This window comes from Desulfosporosinus metallidurans, from assembly GCF_001936615.1.
Lineage (GTDB): Bacteria > Bacillota > Desulfitobacteriia > Desulfitobacteriales > Desulfitobacteriaceae > Desulfosporosinus > Desulfosporosinus metallidurans.
This window is the reverse complement of sequence record NZ_MLBF01000035.1, coordinates 1-16,705: the sequence shown is the minus strand read 5'-3', so window position 1 is coordinate 16,705 and position 16,705 is coordinate 1. Positions and strand designations below refer to the sequence as shown.

Below are 16,705 nucleotides of genomic sequence, written 5' to 3'. Positions count from 1 at the left end.
TTTAGGCTATGGTACTGGCAATACAGACTGCTACCGTATTGGTCAGTCAAGATTGGTGTAAGAAGTGCGGTATATGTATCGCATTTTGTCCCAAAAAAGTGTTGGAAAGCGATGAATTTGGGAGGGTTGTGGTTGCCAAACCAGATCAGTGCATAGCTTGTAAGATTTGTGAACGGCTTTGCCCTGACTTTGCGATCAATATTGAGGTGACAAAAGATGAGTAAAGCAAGATTAATGCAAGGAAACGAAGCGGTTGCAGAAGGGGCTTTGGCGGCCGGGGTTCTTTTTTACGCAGGGTATCCCATCACGCCTTCTACAGAAATTGCCGAGATGATGGCCGAAAAATTGCCGTCGTTGGGTGGTACCTTTATCCAGATGGAAGACGAAATTGGGAGTATGGCCGCAGTAATTGGAGCCTCCCTGACAGGACTCAAAGCCTTGACGGCAACAAGCGGACCGGGCTTTTCTCTCAAACAGGAAAATTTGGGTTATGCCGTTGCTACAGAAGTGCCTTGTGTCGTGGTCAACGTGCAAAGAGGAGGCCCAAGTACGGGATTGCCGACCGGGCCAGCCCAATCCGACGTAATGCAAGCTCGCTGGGGCACTCATGGTGACCATCCGATCATTGCCTTAACGCCCTCTTCAGTCCAGGAATGTTATGAATTGACCGTTATAGCCTTTAATTTTGCCGAGGAATTTCGCATTCCAGTGATACTACTCATGGATGAAGTGGTTGGGCATTTGCGAGAAAAAGTTGTTTTGCCAGAAAAATTAACCATTGTTAATCGAAAGAGACCGACAGTCCTGCCCGGCGAATATAAACCCTATGAAAACGATGAAAGTATGATACCTGCCATGGCAAACTTTGGTGAAGGCTACCGCTACCATGTTACAGGGTTAAGTCACAATGAAAAGGGCTTGCCGACTGGGAAACCAGAAGTGGTTGAGAAATTTATGAAACGGCTAACACAAAAGTTAGATCCTTATTTAGATCGGATTCAATTAATAGAAGAGATACAGCTTGACGATGCGGAATTGGTCGTGGTAGCCTACGGATGTTCAGCCCGTTCCGCCTTGGAGGCAGTTTATCTAGCCCGCAGCGAAGGTCTAAAAGTGGGTCTCCTGCGCCTCATCACGATTTGGCCTTTTCCTCAAGCCCAGCTTGAAAGGTTTACGAATCGAAAACTCTTAGTGGTTGAAATGAATTGCGGTCAATTGGTCGGCGAAGTTGAGAGAATATTCGGTTATAAATCCGTCAAACGCCTTAACCGTATCGACGGAGAATTACTGACTCCCAAGGAAGTGTTAGACAGAATTCGGGAGGTAATATAGATGTTTAGCGATATTGCTCAATATTTCAGGACGGATACTTTGCCGCATATCTGGTGCCCGGGTTGCGGTATAGGAACCATTACGGCGGCAATCGTGCGGGCCATCAAAACATTGCAGCTTGACCAAAACAAGGTGATTTTTGTTTCGGGAATTGGCTGTTCTTCTCGCATGCCCGGTTACTTAGACTTTAATACTATACATACTACTCATGGTAGAGCTTTGCCTTATGCTACTGGAATTAAAGCTGCCCGCCCAGAGTTGGATGTCTTCGTCATCATGGGCGACGGAGATTCGGCAGCTATTGGCGGCAATCATTTAATCCATGCTGCCAGGCGAAATATTGATCTGACCGCAATCGTTGTCAATAACAGTATCTATGGTATGACAGGTGGTCAGACCTCCCCGTTAACGCCTCATGACAAACGAGGGACGACCTCGCCTTTTGGTAATCTGGAAAGACCGTTTCAAATTCTAGAGTTGAGCAAAGCAGCAGGAGCTACGTATGGAGCCAGGGCCACGGCATACCATAATCAACTCCTGACAAAGTTAATTATTGATGCCTATAACAACCCAGGGTTTTCACTCGTTGAAGCCATTTCCCAGTGTCCAGTATCCTATGGCCGACGAAACAAATTTAAAACCCCGGTTGATATGTTGCTCTGGCAAAAGGAGCATGCGCTTAAAGCAGGGCAACAAGTACAGAGTGAAGAAGATTTCCAGATCGGCGAGATTTTCAAACAACAGGCACCGGAGTATACGCGTGAATACGATAAGTTAAGACAGAAGTTAAAGGAGGGAACCATTAATGGCTAAGCAGGAATTTCTGTTAACCGGTACGGGAGGACAGGGTCTGATTTTAGCTGCCATTATGCTGGCTGAAGCCGGAATCTATGCTGGTCAAAATGTCGTGCAGAGTCAAAGTTATGGTCCCGAGGCCAGGGGAGGTGCAAGTCGAGCTGAAGTCATTATCGGCAATGAAGCGATTCGTTATCCCAAAGTGGAAAAACCGACTCTCGTTTTAACCCTTAGTCAAGAAGCCTACAAGAAGTATGGCTTAAATCTCACTGAAGACGCGATTTTGGTAGTGGATAGTTCCCAAGTCAATGAAGTCAAACCGCGTAGTAAAAATCTTTATTCTTTGCCCATCACCAAAACCGCTCGCACACGATTAGGATCTGAGCAAAGCGCTAATGTCGTGGCCTTAGGGGTTGTGGCTTCCTTTAGCGGACAAATTCCGATGGAGGATGTTTTGCAGGCTGTCCGGCAAAGAGCCCCCAAGGGCACGGCCGAGCAAAATGTCAAGGCCCTAGAACTTGGGTGGCAACTAGGACTGAAAGCGGGTGCTAAACAAGACGATCGACATAGTCAAAATGAAGGTGATGAACAATGTCGGATTTAAAGCAATGGGATTGGACCAAAAATGATTTAACAACATTGAAAGATAACTTAGCGTCCGTGCTCTTAGACGAGTGGGGCGGGCCAAGAAGCCCCCTTGCCTTGCAATATATTCATGAGACCATTATTCCTGATCTTGTCTATTGCTTTAGTAATAACGCTGATTTACTGACCAATTCCACCTTTGCTGAAGTGATCCAATGGAAGTTAAAAAACCAGTTTGCCAATCCTTCCGCTGTCGTAGCGGATTTGGCTAACGATCTGCTGCGCCCTGCCCAAACGATCATCAATCGTCCCCAAATCACAGATCCGAAAGAACCTTGGCGCCGGATTTTCCGCCTCTGGATTTGTGATGAATCCTTACCCAATATTGCTGAACGGACGGGCTATCCGCTAGATTATTTGGATTTACTCGTTCTCAGGTTAAAAAAGCTAAAGATATTTATTTCGACGAATAGGGTCAGCCTCTTAGAGTGTCTGCAAAACACGGAGCTGAGGGAATATGGAATCGAACAGTTAAGTTTCCTCTACCAATTCCAGACAGCGCTGGTCGGGGAACCTTTATGCAAAGAACGCTTGAAATTGGAGCAGGTGATTTGTGACCTAGGATTACCTTTGCAGGTTTCGGATTTGGTGACCTTGCTCGAAATTATTCACACCCATGAAGGCGAGTTGGATGAATATGCCTTAATTGCAGCCATGGGCGAGGCTAATCATAGAGGCAATTTGTTTTCGTGCGTCATAGATGGTCTAATAGCTATGCACTATATCCTAAAAAATAAGGCGGAAAAATTGACGTTAAGTGAGAAAAGCGCGCAAACTATTGCCGGTTTCTTACTCCCTAAATTAGGGGAACATTTAAGGAGAGCTTTAGCAATCCAGGATTATGAGCGAGCTCAAGAAACTCTATTGAGACAAAATCAGGAAGTTCTCGTTAAATTAATCGACTGGACTATCCGTGAGTTAAACCAAGAACAAGCGTTTAAGTTACTAGAGGGCATTTTCAAAAAGGGCAGCAGACGAGTCGATATCTATTTAATCAAGGTGTTTGCTAATTTCCCTTCTGCATTTGACCTTTTGATGCAATGTTTGGGTGACAATGACAGTTTGATCCGAGCCAATTCTTGTGAAGCCTTGGGGCAGATAGGAAATAAAGCTGCTGCTTTCTCGTTAATTCAGTTGCTGAGAGACCCAGTGGTTGAAGTAAAAGAAATGGCTGCCCACGCCTTGGGAGAAATAGGATCTTCGGCTGCTATCAAAGAATTAGTGAGAGTTACCGAGGATTATGGAGAATCAGTTGGCGTACGGGATCGAGCCAGGGGGGCGCTTAGTAAAATTGAAAGCAGAAGGGAGGGTTCCCCTAATGAAAAATAAACGCCTCGAGGCGGATGAACTTGAAGTCCAACGGCAGGAAGTTTTAAAACAATGGTCGACTGGGGCAGGGGTCAATTTGGAAGAGGCCGTTACCTATCATAAGGCTATGCCAGCAGAAAAGGTTTTCGCAGCAAAATTAGCCAAAGCTAAAGCAGAAGGAGCAACCCTGGCCCAACCCCGAGGCGGAACCACATTGCTCCAAGAACAGATCGATTTGCTCCAATACCTTCAGGATGAGGGTGGGGCAGATTTCTTGCCCACGACCATTGACTCCTTAAATCGCCAAAACCGTTATCAGGAAGCTGAAAAGGTGATTGAAGATAGCAAAAAAGCCGGGCATTCTTTGCGAAACGGCTTTCCAGCGGTCAATTATGGAGTGGTAGCCTGTCGCCGCATCATTGAGTCCGTGAATTTACCGTGTCAAGTACGCCATGGTACTCCTGATGCACGTTTATTGGCCGAAATCACACTAGCTGGAGGATTTACGGATTTTGAGGGTGGAGGAATTTCGAATAATATTCCATACGCTAAGAACGTGTCACTAGAAGAAACCATCAGTAATTGGCAGTATGTAGACCGATTAGTCGGTTTGTATGAAGAACAGGGGGTCCGAATTAATCGCGAGCCGTTTGGCCCTTTGACAGGCACGTTAGTTCCACCCTGTATTTCCCATAGTGTCGGCGTGATAGAAGCGTTGCTGGCGGCAGAACAAGGTGTAAAAAATATTTCCTTAGGTTATGGGCAGTGCGGTAATCTAATTCAAGATATTGCCGCTGTTCGGAGCTTAACTGAATTAGGAGAAGAATACTTAGCTAAGTTTAAGTATAAGGGCATGATGTTAACCAGTGTATTCCATCAGTGGATGGGAGGATTCCCCCAAGATGAAAGTCAGGCTTTTGGGGTCATTTCTTGGGGAGCAGTCGCCGCTGCTCTGGCAAAAGCGACGAAGGTGATTGTTAAGACTCCCCATGAAGCCTTAGGTATTCCCTCAAAAGAAGGGATTGCTGCTGGGATTAAAGCCACAAAGCAAATCATCAACATGGTACGCAATCAAGCCTTATTAAATTCTGAGGAACTTGAGCGTGAAAAAGAGGGGATCAAAGTCGAAACGAGGGCTATTGTAGATAAGATTTTGGAACTGGGGGACGGAGATATTGCGGTCGGTACTGTACGGGGATTTCAAGCGGGTATCCTAGACATCCCTTTTGCACCAAGTAGGTATAACGCGGGAAAGATTCTCCCTGTCCGTGATGCACAGGGAGCAGTGCGCTTCCTAGATCATGGTAACTTACCCTTTGACAAAGAAGTTATAGAGTTCCACCAAGAACGCATTGCCGAACGGGGAAGAATAGAGGGCAGGGATCCGTCGTTTCAAATGGTGATTGACGATATTTATTCCATTGGCAAAGGGAGGCTGGTGGCTATTGGGAGCGTTTAGACCAGAGTGCTTAGATCAGAGCGTATTGTTTTAGTTTGTAGTACAGGGTGCCGCGGGAAATGCCAAGAAGTTCAGCGGCTGCAGATTTATTGCCATGGGTTTTTTCAATGGCGTCATAAATCCGTTCTAGTTCCTCAGAACTATTGCGCCGGTAAGGTCGATCAATAATCCGTGACGTTAAAGATACTGAATTGGGAACAGACTTCGATATAGTTCGCTGCAAAGCTGGTGGAAGGTATTTGGTTTCAAGTGTTCCCTCATCCGCTAGGACGGTTAACCTTTCTGTGACATTGTGTAGTTCTCTCACGTTACCGGGCCAGTGATAGTTTAGAAACGCAACAATTACTTCAGGAGACAGGGAAGGTATGGGTTTATCGTGCTTAAGAGCGAATTCATGCAAAAAAGTTTGTACTAATTCGGGTATATCCTCAGTCCGTTCCCTGAGAGTCGGAACTTCCAAGGTAATGACATTTAATCGATAGTAAAGGTCTTCACGAAACTCACTTGTCTTAATCATTTTTTCTAGATCGCGGTTCGTGGCAGCAATTATTCGGGTACTGACTGTAATCGGTTCAGTTCCTCCCAGACGATAAAAGCACCGATCCTGCAGAACACGCAGAAGTTTTACTTGGAGACCCAGCGGTAATTCCCCTACCTCATCTAGAAAGAGGGTTCCTCCATGGGCGAGTTCCAATTTTCCAGGCTTGCCTTTTCTTTCAGCGCCTGTAAATGCACCGCCATTGTAGCCAAATAGTTCACTTTCAAACAGAGCAGTAGGAATAGCACCGCAGTTAAGGACTATTAAGGGTTGGCTAGCCCTGGGGCTGGCCAAGTGAATCGCTTGAGCAAATAATTCTTTTCCCACTCCGCTTTCACCAGTGATAAGAATAGTAGCCTCACTGGAGGATATTTTACGTGCAATAGATATTGTGCTGCGGATGGATTGGCCCTTGCCAATGATTTTACCAAATGGATCATTGGAAGGGATTATTTTTTGTTGAAGGTCTAGTAGTTGGGAACTAGTATTCGATAGTCTCTCATTGAGACGAACTATTTGAGTGATATCCTGCTCGCAGGATATGGCTCCAATTATTGTTCCATCATAGATTACAGGTGATGCGTTCATTAGGACGTGAGTTCCCGGACGGGGACTATGGTATGATTGGCGAACTGGTCGTCCTTCGTCTAAAACTTTTAGAGTGGCCAATGCTTCCTGCTCGAAAAAATTAGCAATTTGTTTTCCTATTATGTTTTGTTGAGGTATTGAATAGGTGTCTTGGGCGACTGAGTTCCAATGGCTAACGGTTCCTTCTTTGGTAACCACAGTTACTGCCTCGTTGACGGTATCGAGCAGGGTTTCTAAAAAAGAGTTTAAACTATCACAGTATTTCAATAGGTTATTCACCAAGATGGTAGAGGTAATTATTCCTTTTACTTTATCTGAGCTGTCCAGGACTACTACTGGACGCAAATCATAGAGATGCTCTTTATAAAAAGAAATTGCCTCAGTATCTGATTTGGCCAATATTGGTAGTTCCCAATGCATTTGCCTCGTTGTCATGTTGGGTGAACTTAATAGTAAGGTTTTTTGGTCTCTAGCGAGGACTTCTGTTGGCCGACCCTCCTGCAATAACACTAAATGGTATGCACTTATCAATTCGGTAGCTTCAACCTGGCTTGGTCTGTTTTTAAAGACTTTAACGTTTGGATCCATTAAATCGGTAAGGAATAAAGAGTTCAAGTTCACCACTCCTTTGCTTTTAACGTAGCACAAGTATAGGTTGTTGTCGAGTATAATGTTCAAAGTGTTTAGACGATTTAGACAATATTGTCTAAACACTTTGAACTTTGACTGGGATAAGTAGGTGAATTGTACATGTAAGAAGAGGATAGCTTTGCTCAAACATCTTAGCAACAAGGCAATAATTGTCCCAAAATGCTACTACGCTCGCCACTTGTATTCGAGCCCTATTCTCCTTTCTTTGGCATAGTTCTTGCAATTAAATATCAAGTACAGGCGGACTTGGTCAAGAATACTGCCTGATAAATATACGCATGTGGAATGCAGAGAGATTGGAGGAAGAATAAAATGAGCAAGGCATACAATCCGTATGACAACATGCTGAAGGTACTGGAGCAAGCGGCGAATATATTGGGTCTTGAAGAAAATGACTATGTGGTCTTCAAGTACCCGGAAAGAGAATTGAAAGTGGCTATACCTGTAGAGATGGACGATGGGTCGATAAGGGTCTTTGAAGGTTACCGGGTGCAGCATTCGAGTTTGAGAGGCCCATGCAAAGGTGGCCTCAGGTATCACCAGAATGTTGATATCGATGAAGTAAAGGCTCTGGCGGCTTGGATGTCGTTCAAGTGCGGCGTTGTAAATATCCCTTACGGCGGTAGTAAGGGTGCTGTCAAAGTTAATCCGAAGGAACTGAGTAAAAACGAACTAAAAAACCTCACACGAAGATATACGGCCATGATATTGCCGTTGATCGGTCCCGAACGGGATATTCCCGCACCTGACGTGAACACGGATGCAGAGGTTATGGGCTGGATCATGGACACTTACAGTATGTTTAAGGGTTATCCCGTTCCCGGAGTTGTAACCGGCAAACCCGTGGAAATTGGCGGTTCGCTTGGTAGAAAAGAAGCTACTGGACGTGGAGTTATGTTAATAACAAGGGAGACACTCCACTGTTTGGGAATGCCCATAATTGGCACTAAGGTCGCTATACAGGGTATGGGGAACGTTGGGGGAACAGCAGCTAAGTTATTGCACAATGAAGGCTGTAAAATAGTGGCTGTAAGCGATGCAACTGGAGGAGTCTACTGTAATACCGGGTTGAATGTTGATGAGCTTGTAAGCTTTCTTACCAATAACGGGGGGAGAGGTCTCCAGGAATACGATGCAACCGGAGTCACGCATATTACCAATGATGAGCTACTGACTGTAGAATGTGATGTTCTTGTACCCGCTGCCTTAGAAAACCAGATTACGGAGCGCATTGCACCTGATATTAAAGCAAAGGTAATTGTAGAAGGTGCGAATGGTCCGACAACGGTAGAGGCTGATAAGATTCTTGAAAGGAACAACAAAATCGTTGTACCTGATGTCCTAGCCAACGCGGGTGGTGTTGTTGTATCCTACTTCGAATGGGTACAAAACATACAGTCCTTGATGTGGGATGAAGAAGAGGTGAATCGTGCCCTTGAAAAAATTATGATTAGGTCGTTCAATGAAGTATGGGACAAGAAAAAGGAAAATAATACGACCATGAGAATGGGAGCCTATATGGTAGCCGTTAACAGGTTGGTCCAGGCCAAGAAGATCAGAGGCATATTTCCGTGAGCAGATGGAATGCCACCTTGCTCCTATTAATGCTTCCACGCTAGGTATCATCGGTGCAGGAAGACAGGGTTTATACCAGGCAATTTTTGTATTAGATGCCGCCCATCCACATTCACATAATACCGATTTTAACGCTTTATTCCCTGATGTGGTGCCAGTTCTTTTCTTTTTACCCGCACTCTCGTTGTTTCCTGGAGACACTCCGGCCCATGAAGATACCTGTTTATCCGTTGGAAAAACAGACATATCTGTGCCAAGTTCAGCAATGAATATGGCTGCAGCGTTATGACATACTCCTGGGATTGAATCCAATAGTTCAATGTCTTGTCGAAAGGGGTTTAAACATTGCTCTATTCTGACCTCAACATCAAGAATTGTTCGTTCTAAGTACTCCAGATGTTCCAAGAAAATCGGATCATTTCTCTATGATGGCTGCGTAAGCGGTTATTTAAAGCATCGACCAAACCCGTACTTTACCTCTTCCCTTACCTTTTAGCATCTTGGTAATTCACCGTACGGGGCACGGGATCGGTCTCGACTATCATGAAGAGCCGTACATTGTGGGCGGCAACCAAAAGGTATTAAAATCAGGACTGGCTTTCAGTGTGGAACCGGGAGTTTATCTTCCCGGAAAATTTGGGGTGCGGATTGAGGACATTGTCATAGTTACAGAAAGCGGACCGGTGCGATTAAACACTGCTCAGCGAGAGCTGATCGAAAGCTAAGACTTGTGTTAGCGACAAAAGAGGCACTTATTTTTTAGTACAAAACAATAGTGATGCTACTGTTATAAAGTCCATTTTACCTATTTGACATACTATATGCAGTGTATAACAAGATTAGCAGCAACCATATGTTGTGTATGTATCAAGCTAAATGGGGGTTTTCGCAGTAGCGTCAATAGTGAAAAACAGAATGTTTTATATTAAGCTAATAAAAAAATCAGATATCTAAAGAGGGGTGCGAGAAATGCACATTGTTAAAAAGAGACAAATGGCAAAAATGTCTGAAGACAGTTCGGTAAGACTTGTGATTTCGGCCAAGGGGTGCGGGGCGGAAAATTGCCAGGCGGGATTTGCCGTATTGAAACCGGGAGAAAGATTGCCGCAGACCGGTTATTCCCAGCATGATTCTGAGGAAGTCTCTTACGTTATTTCCGGACAGATTCAGGTGGCTACCGACAGTGAACTCGATATAGCCGAAGAAGGGGACATGGTTCTGCAGAAAAGGAACGCACCCCATTTTAACGTTAATTTATCAGATAAAGAGGCAGTTCTTGTGTGGTTTATCACACCGCAAACGGTAGCAGAACAATAATTTTAAAGGAGGGGTGTTTGTGAGTATACGGGTTGCAATTGACATTGGAGGGACTTTCACGGATTTTGTCAGTCTGAATGAAAAAACCAGTGAAATCATTGATGAAAAGGCCCATACCACGCCGGAGAACTTTGCTGAGGGGGTCATCAATGCCTTAAAAAAGTCTGGGGTAGATCTGAAGGATGTAGCCTATTTTGTCCACGGGACGACGGTTGTAATTAATGCTGTCACCGAGCGGAAGGGCGCGAAAACAGCGCTGGTTACCACTAACGGCTTCAGGGATGTTTTGGAAATCGGCCGTGCCAACCGGCCTGATATGTACAACTATTTTTATAAGAAACCCCAGCCGTATGTTCCCCGGTACCTTCGCTTTGAAGTAGATGAGCGTGTTAATTACCAGGGAGAGGTGCTTAGGGCCGTTCGGGAAGAAGAAATTATCCGGATTGCCCAACAACTAAAAGCGGAAAATGTTTCTGCTGTTGCAGTATGCCTGCTCCATTCGTATACCAATCCGGAACACGAAAAGTTTGTGGGCAGTGTTCTTCGTCGTGAGATTCCCGGTGTGGAAGTTACACTCTCTTCTGATTTGGTTAAAGTCTGGCGGGAATATGAAAGGACAAGCACTACCGTACTTAATGCTTATGTCCAGCCGGCGGCAAGAAAATATCTCGATACCCTGCAGAATGAAATGGAGAAAATGGGGCTGGCTATTGAACCCCATGCCATGCAGTCCAACGGAGGAACCGCCACATTTGCCCGGGCTAAGGAGATACCTATCAGTCTAATCGAATCCGGTCCAGTCGGAGGAGTAATCGGTGCCAACGAATTGGGGAAAATCATCGGAGAAGACAATATTATTACCTTTGATATCGGGGGGACCACTGCCAAAACATCTTTGATCAGCAGAGGAGATGTTAAGGTAACCACGGATTACAGGCTGGAGCGGACGCCTCTTTTTGCCGGTTATCCGGTGAAGAGTCCGGTGGTTGACATTATTGAAATCGGCAACGGCGGCGGGAGCATTGCCTGGATAGATGATGTTGGCGTACTGAAGGTTGGGCCACAGAGTGCCGGGGCTAACCCAGGACCGGCCTGCTATGGCTTAGGGGGTATGGAGCCTACTCTGACGGACGCAACTTTGATTACCGGCCGGATAGATCCGGACAATTTCTTGGGCGGCGAATTCAAAGTCAGCCTGGAACTTGCCAAAAAAGCTATACAGCCTATTGCCGATCACTTTGGCATTAGTGTGGAAGAAGTGGCATTGGGTGTTGTCAAAACCGCCACCAACAATATGCTCAATGTATTGAAACTGATCTCGGTGCGAAGAGGTTATGACCCACGGGAATTTTCCATGGTCGCCATGGGAGGTAACGGTGCGGTGCTAAGCCCGTTTTTAGGGGCGGAATTAAAAATAGCCAAAGTAATCGTCCCAAAATTGCCTTCCACTTTCTCCGCTTGGGGTATGTTGATGACAGACCTGAGGCAGGACTTTATTCAAACCCAGATTATGCCGGTAGTGGGTGCGGACTTCAGCAAAATAAATAGTATCTACGGAGAAATGGAAAAAGAAGCTCTTGATATCTTTGAACGGCAGAATATTGATTCGAAAGACCTGGTATTTGTGCGCACAGCCGACCTGCGCTACGTTGGACAGGAACACACTGTTAAAACTCCCGTGAGAAACGGAGAAATTACTGTCGAGGATTTAAAATATACACGGGAATCCTTTGATCAGGCTCACCGCCAACAGTACACATTCAGTATGGAATATGCGCCTGCCGAATTTGTTAATTTCAATCTCACTGTTTTCGGCACCGTCACAAAACCGCAGATTAAAAAGATTCCCCCTGCAGGCGTTTTGGATAATGCCATCAAAGGGGAAAGACCAATTAATTTTGAAGAACATGGCTGGTTAAACTGCAAGGTGTATGATCGGACCCTATTGGGGCCCGGTCACAAAATCGAAGGACCGGCTGCGGTGGAAGAACCTAAATCGGTAACCATACTCTGCCCGGGGCAGGTACTACAAGTTGATGAATACGGCAACTTAATTATCCAAACGGGGGTGCAGATCGATGGCTAAAGTTGATCCGTTTACTCGGGAAAATATTGCTCAGGGACTGATTGCTGCAGCGGAGGAAATGTTTCTCACCTGGGGACGTACCAGCCAGAGTACTATTATTTACGAAGTCTTGGACTATGCTGCCGGCATTACTGATGCTAGCGGAAATTTAATCGGTCAGGCAAACGGGGTGACCATGTTTTTGGGGGCCATTACCTATTCAGTTAAAGCGGTATTGGAAAAATTCCACCTTGACCAGATTAAACCCGGTGACATCTTCCTAACCAATGATCCATTTACCGGAAGCGGTACTCACCTTTGTGATGTTTCCGCAATCTCTCCCATTTTTTATGACGGCGAGTTAGTGTCCTTTGCCAGCAACAAAGGACACTGGAACGAAATTGGCGGCAAAAGCCTCGGGAGCTGGTCAACCAATGCCACGGAAATTTACCAGGAAGGTTTGCAGTTCCCAACTATTAAAATATATGAGCAGGGAAAATTAAATGAAGCTGTAAGGGATATGATTGAGGTTAACTGCAGGACACCGGAGATGACGTTGGGCGATTTATATGCTCAAACCGCATCCCTGCGGATTGCCGAAAAAAGGGTAATTGAACTTTTTGAAAAATACGGTAAGGAAGTAGTTTTTGAGAGTATTGAAACTACGCTGGAAAATGGCAAAAAACTGGCTTTGAAAGAGCTTGCTTCTCTGCCCAAAGGAACTTTTGAAGCGGAAGATTATATTGATACTAAAGCTAATGACATACCGGATGTTTATGTGAAAGTCAAAGTAACTATTACAAATGAAAATTTCATAATTGACTATACCGGGTCCGCGGATCAGGTTCCGGCTCCCATTAACTGCAGCATATACGGGGCATATTCCGCTGGGAGGATTATTTACCAGTCCCTTATTAATCCCCATGCAGAGGCCAATGAAGGATTTTATGCTCCGCTGAAGGTTATAGTGCCTGAGGGGACGGTATTTTCCGCTGTTCGGCCCGCTCCGGTAGGGTGCGATTGGGAAGCGTTCTCTTTTGCTACCGACCTTGTGGCAAAAGCACTGGCTCCCGTGATGCCGACCAAGGTTGCCGCGGGGCACTTTTTAAGTATTATCGGCACGATCCTTGGAGGGATTGATGATCGGTCAAAACAGCCATTTGTTCTTTGTGAGCCCCAGGCTGGGGGCTGGGGTGCGGGTTATAATAAGGATGGCGAAAATGGGTTGGTGGCCATTGATGACGGGGAGACATTTATTATCCCTGTGGAGGTGGCGGAGTATCGCTATCCTATTTTAGTAGAACAGTATTCCTTTAACATGCAGTCCGGAGCCGGTGAATTTGTGGGAGGCCACGGCTTGATTCGGGATTATCGGCTGATGAATTCCTCTGCGGAACTCACAACTATTGCCAGCAAACAAAATTATGCTCCCTGGGGTTTTGCCGGAGGCAAAGACGGGTCATGCAATGCCGTGGAAATCCACCGCGATGGCAGCTCGGAACCGGAGCGAGGGGGTACCTTCTCCAATGTTTTACTCCATAAAGGAGACTTGGTCAGGTTAATCAGCGGCGGAGGCGGAGGATACGGAGATCCCTTCAACAGACCGCCTGCCAAGGTTCTGCAGGACGTGAAAGACGGTTTTATGACTGTCCAGAATGCCAAGACGGATTACGGAGTAATAATCGATCCGGCAACTATGATAGTGGACATGAAAGACACCGAAGAATTAAGGAAAAAAGGGACAATGTAATTGAAAGGTGCGATTTTAATCGCACCTTTTTTTGGAGATGCTGGGCAAGCAGGAAATGACGAAAAAAAAAGGAATAGGAAATAAGAACTGGAAAAATATTTGATGCAGTGGTGATATGCGGGTGAAAGGAACTACTGTCAATGAAGCTTTGGAGCTATTAAAACCATACGGCGCAATTTTGGTTGCAGGAGGCAACGGCCTGTCCAACTGTATTGAGTCCTTGAATATTCAGGAACTCGCCGACTACCATACCTGGGTGCACGGTGGTGAGTTATATTTAACAACTTTACAGGCTTTTGACACGATTGAAGAAATACATGGTTTGATTTGTGCATTTGCCGAAGCTAAAGTAGCTGCCCTTGCCGTTCACCGGCTTTCAGCAATAGGTCTTTCAGAAGACTTAAGTCTTTAAAAGGACTTCCAGTCCACATTTTGCAAACACCTTTAGCCGTAATCACGACTTCCAGTCGCATAATAAACCCTGTACTTCAGTACAGGGTCGTTGAGTTTTTGAAATATCAATGCCTGAGTAGTAACCTTTAATTAATGCTGACAGACTAAGGGAAGATATCTAGATTATTAGGATTCCAGCCAACGAACTAGTCGAAGAGCATTTTCAGTCTGGAAAGGCTGCTAATATGATCATGTTAGGTGCCTTGGTGGAATCAGCACAGTGTGTAAAATTGGACTCAATTTTTGATGCGTTAAAATATAAGACTTCTGAGTCTCAACCTAATATTTTGGAAGCAAACTTAAAAGCAACTAGTATTGTCGCAAATTATATGAGAAGTCTTTTACAAAATAACCGGGAAACCATCTGCTCGGTATAAAATTAACTTCTTTTCCTTAGAGTAGCGCTTGCGGTTTTTTAAAAAAGAAGGAATTTGACAAAATAGATGGAATGAATTACCCTAAGAAAACTCAACTGGCTAACTTTTATGTGCGAGAAAGTTGCAGTTTTGGATAGGGGTGATTGGGGATGATTGGTATCCTTGCCGAGGAAGTTTTCGAATTGCTTAGCCCTGTTGGAGTGGAAATTAGGGCTGGGAAAAAAGGATTATCAAATGTTGTTGAAACAGTAAGTGTTTTAGAGGTCGGCCAATATGATGAATGGATGCATGAGGGTGTATTAATTTTAACAACACTTTCTCATTTTAATTCCATGGAGAAGATCTATAAACTGATAAGGGATTTAGGACGAGTTAAAAATTGCTTGGGCGTTCATCCGGGAAATAAAGCGGAGATTGCATTAGATAGGGTTGCCTACGAATTGGCCGATGAGTTAGGGGTTCCCATTTTTGTTTTACCAAAGGATTTACCTTATGATGGGATAATCTCAACTGTTTTGGAGACTATTCTTAATAGACAAAAAGTGAAATTAGAAAAGTCTCAACAAATCAACAAATATTTAACCGAAATCCTACTTACAGGAGGAAGTTTTGAACGGATTTCCTTGTTGCTAAAAAGTATTTTAAAACACGGAATATTGATTTTCGACAGTGATTTTAATACAATAGGTTTTCCGGATATAAAGGATTTCCCCAAAAAAGGTTTTATTGAAAGAGTTTCAAATGTACTAAGAGACCAAACCATCAATTACCAAGAAAAAAATCGAATCTGCCAGAGAAGATTTCCGGAAATTGAAACTTTTAATTTCATGTATAAAGACCAATGCTATTGGATAGTGGCTGCAAGTATATTCATAAATGAAGAATTTTGTGGTTGTGTAGTAGAAATAAGAGATACAGAACAAAATGATAGGGAACTGGAAATAGCTGAAATCGCATTAACTCATGGTGTGACTGCCTGTGCGTTGGAAATATTAAAGAGAAAAGCAGTTGATGAGGCGGAACACAAGTTAAATTTTGATTTTTTTGATGACTTACTAAATGAACATTATCCCAACGAGAAAGCAATACTGCAGCGAGCAAAGAACCTAGGAATTGATTTGCAGGGAAAACATATTGTAATGGTTGTTGATATAAATGGTTTTAGTGATTATCGTTTAAAGAATGCTCAAAAAGGGGAAGGGCATTTTCTAGAAGTCAAGAACAGAATGCTAAAGACAGTGAAAACAATATTAATGGCATCGTGTAATAAAAGCACTGTAATTCCTAAAAGCGATTGCTTTATTCTGCTTTTGAATCTGATAACGGGAATAAAAGACAAAAAGCATAAAAATTTTCTCCTCCAGATAGCGGAAGAGATAAAAGCCAGCATTAACAAGTCATTCGGGCAGTTAACCGTTTCTGTAGGAATTGGAAGTGATTTTTCATCGGTAATTAACCTATCCAAAAGTTTTCACCAAGCCCAACTTGCATTGGAGATTGGTCGGAAAATTAGAGGTTATGACAACATCTTTGATTTTCAAGAATTGGGAATTTACTCTTTTCTGTCTCAGTTTGGAAAAGAACAATTGAGGGAAACATGTTTGTTTAAACTGGAAAGGTTACTGGAGTATGACCGCACTAATAAAGGAGATCTTTTGAAAACGATGGAGTCATACCTCGACTGCAATGCAAACATTAATAAAACTGCATCTAAAATGTATATCCATCCAAATACTGTAAAATACCGGTTAAACCGAATTAAAGAAGTTTTAGGTGAGGATCCGTTCGAAAATGGTGAACAGAAACTAAGCTATCATTTTTCACTAAAAGCATTTAAGGTTTTATAGGAGTT

General features: G+C 44.2%; 15 protein-coding genes and 1 pseudogene. 14 read left to right on the top strand and 2 right to left on the bottom strand.

All coding sequences use genetic code 11. The features are described from left to right. Positions 1 to 8 precede the first annotated feature (8 nt). The 6 genes from DSOL_RS17575 to DSOL_RS17550 are packed head-to-tail and all read left to right on the top strand — an operon-like array spanning position 9 to position 5,539. Positions 9 to 224 (top strand): 4Fe-4S dicluster domain-containing protein, encoded by a 216-nt coding sequence (locus DSOL_RS17575; protein ID WP_075366122.1) that lies wholly within the window; start codon positions 9 to 11, stop codon positions 222 to 224. Continuing rightward, a complete protein-coding gene (locus DSOL_RS17570) occupies positions 217 to 1,332 on the top strand; it encodes a 2-oxoacid:acceptor oxidoreductase subunit alpha (protein ID WP_075366121.1) in 1,116 nt (371 codons plus the stop codon). Before DSOL_RS17575 ends, DSOL_RS17570 begins: the two co-directional genes overlap by 8 nt. Beyond that, positions 1,333 to 2,145 carry a 2-oxoacid:ferredoxin oxidoreductase subunit beta gene (locus DSOL_RS17565; RefSeq protein ID WP_075366120.1) on the top strand — a complete coding sequence of 271 codons (813 nt, stop codon included), beginning with the start codon at positions 1,333 to 1,335 and terminating at the stop codon, positions 2,143 to 2,145. Then, positions 2,138 to 2,731: a 2-oxoacid:acceptor oxidoreductase family protein gene (locus DSOL_RS17560; protein WP_075366119.1), complete on the top strand. Its 594-nt coding sequence runs from the start codon at positions 2,138 to 2,140 to the stop codon at positions 2,729 to 2,731. Before DSOL_RS17565 ends, DSOL_RS17560 begins: the two co-directional genes overlap by 8 nt. Next, positions 2,719 to 4,101 carry a HEAT repeat domain-containing protein gene (locus DSOL_RS17555; protein WP_075366118.1) on the top strand — a complete coding sequence of 461 codons (1,383 nt, stop codon included), beginning with the start codon at positions 2,719 to 2,721 and terminating at the stop codon, positions 4,099 to 4,101. The genes DSOL_RS17560 and DSOL_RS17555 overlap by 13 nt, the downstream gene beginning before the upstream one ends. After that, positions 4,091 to 5,539: a methylaspartate mutase subunit E gene (locus tag DSOL_RS17550; protein ID WP_075366117.1), complete on the top strand. Its 1,449-nt coding sequence runs from the start codon at positions 4,091 to 4,093 to the stop codon at positions 5,537 to 5,539. Before DSOL_RS17555 ends, DSOL_RS17550 begins: the two co-directional genes overlap by 11 nt. A 10-nt stretch (positions 5,540 to 5,549) precedes the next feature. Here the strand turns inward: DSOL_RS17550 and DSOL_RS17545 are convergent, their stop codons facing one another. Then, the gene (locus tag DSOL_RS17545; RefSeq protein ID WP_235838870.1) at positions 5,550 to 7,286 is read right to left on the bottom strand and encodes a sigma-54 interaction domain-containing protein; all 1,737 of its coding nucleotides are present in this window, start codon (positions 7,284 to 7,286) and stop codon (positions 5,550 to 5,552) included. Positions 7,287 to 7,628: 342 nt separating this feature from the next. Between DSOL_RS17545 and DSOL_RS17540 the strand changes: the two genes are divergently transcribed. Next, a complete protein-coding gene (locus DSOL_RS17540; RefSeq protein WP_075366115.1) occupies positions 7,629 to 8,891 on the top strand; it encodes a Glu/Leu/Phe/Val family dehydrogenase in 1,263 nt (420 codons plus the stop codon). A gap of 144 nt (positions 8,892 to 9,035) precedes the next feature. Here DSOL_RS17540 and DSOL_RS30110 read toward each other — a convergent pair. Then, a pseudogene (locus DSOL_RS30110) lies at positions 9,036 to 9,203 on the bottom strand (IS110 family transposase); the annotation flags it as partial. Positions 9,204 to 9,451: 248 nt separating this feature from the next. Here DSOL_RS30110 and DSOL_RS28985 point away from each other — a divergent pair. The 7 genes from DSOL_RS28985 (at position 9,452) to DSOL_RS17500 (ending at position 16,700) form a co-directional block, all read left to right on the top strand. Next, entirely contained in the window at positions 9,452 to 9,616 is a 165-nt protein-coding gene (locus tag DSOL_RS28985) for a M24 family metallopeptidase (RefSeq protein WP_235838869.1), read from the top strand. Between the two features lie 244 nt (positions 9,617 to 9,860). Continuing rightward, positions 9,861 to 10,208, top strand: a complete 348-nt coding sequence (locus DSOL_RS17525) for a cupin domain-containing protein (protein WP_075366113.1) — start codon at positions 9,861 to 9,863, stop codon at positions 10,206 to 10,208. 19 nt (positions 10,209 to 10,227) lie between these two features. Beyond that, positions 10,228 to 12,294 carry a hydantoinase/oxoprolinase family protein gene (locus DSOL_RS17520; protein ID WP_235838868.1) on the top strand — a complete coding sequence of 689 codons (2,067 nt, stop codon included), beginning with the start codon at positions 10,228 to 10,230 and terminating at the stop codon, positions 12,292 to 12,294. Continuing rightward, positions 12,287 to 14,023 (top strand): hydantoinase B/oxoprolinase family protein, encoded by a 1,737-nt coding sequence (locus DSOL_RS17515; RefSeq protein ID WP_075366112.1) that lies wholly within the window; start codon positions 12,287 to 12,289, stop codon positions 14,021 to 14,023. The genes DSOL_RS17520 and DSOL_RS17515 overlap by 8 nt, the downstream gene beginning before the upstream one ends. A gap of 121 nt (positions 14,024 to 14,144) precedes the next feature. Further along, on the top strand, positions 14,145 to 14,435 hold the full coding sequence (locus tag DSOL_RS17510; RefSeq protein WP_075366111.1) for a PucR family transcriptional regulator ligand-binding domain-containing protein: 291 nt from the start codon (positions 14,145 to 14,147) through the stop codon (positions 14,433 to 14,435). Between the two features lie 163 nt (positions 14,436 to 14,598). Further along, positions 14,599 to 14,853 (top strand): 2-oxoacid:acceptor oxidoreductase family protein, encoded by a 255-nt coding sequence (locus DSOL_RS30105; RefSeq protein WP_083642700.1) that lies wholly within the window; start codon positions 14,599 to 14,601, stop codon positions 14,851 to 14,853. 149 nt (positions 14,854 to 15,002) lie between these two features. Further along, positions 15,003 to 16,700 (top strand): PucR family transcriptional regulator, encoded by a 1,698-nt coding sequence (locus tag DSOL_RS17500; RefSeq protein WP_075366109.1) that lies wholly within the window; start codon positions 15,003 to 15,005, stop codon positions 16,698 to 16,700. The last annotated feature ends 5 nt before the right edge of the window (positions 16,701 to 16,705 follow it).

What these genes read in the sequence shown, in the direction of transcription:
- DSOL_RS17575 (WP_075366122.1), top strand. Translation starts at nt 9, where the DNA reads ATGGTACTGGCAATACAGACTGCTACCGTATTGGTCAGTCAAGATTGG.
- DSOL_RS17570 (WP_075366121.1), top strand. Translation starts at nt 217, where the DNA reads ATGAGTAAAGCAAGATTAATGCAAGGAAACGAAGCGGTTGCAGAAGGG.
- DSOL_RS17565 (WP_075366120.1), top strand. Translation starts at nt 1,333, where the DNA reads ATGTTTAGCGATATTGCTCAATATTTCAGGACGGATACTTTGCCGCAT.
- DSOL_RS17560 (WP_075366119.1), top strand. Translation starts at nt 2,138, where the DNA reads ATGGCTAAGCAGGAATTTCTGTTAACCGGTACGGGAGGACAGGGTCTG.
- DSOL_RS17555 (WP_075366118.1), top strand. Translation starts at nt 2,719, where the DNA reads ATGTCGGATTTAAAGCAATGGGATTGGACCAAAAATGATTTAACAACA.
- DSOL_RS17550 (WP_075366117.1), top strand. Translation starts at nt 4,091, where the DNA reads ATGAAAAATAAACGCCTCGAGGCGGATGAACTTGAAGTCCAACGGCAG.
- DSOL_RS17540 (WP_075366115.1), top strand. Translation starts at nt 7,629, where the DNA reads ATGAGCAAGGCATACAATCCGTATGACAACATGCTGAAGGTACTGGAG.
- DSOL_RS17525 (WP_075366113.1), top strand. Translation starts at nt 9,861, where the DNA reads ATGCACATTGTTAAAAAGAGACAAATGGCAAAAATGTCTGAAGACAGT.
- DSOL_RS17515 (WP_075366112.1), top strand. Translation starts at nt 12,287, where the DNA reads ATGGCTAAAGTTGATCCGTTTACTCGGGAAAATATTGCTCAGGGACTG.
- DSOL_RS17500 (WP_075366109.1), top strand. Translation starts at nt 15,003, where the DNA reads ATGATTGGTATCCTTGCCGAGGAAGTTTTCGAATTGCTTAGCCCTGTT.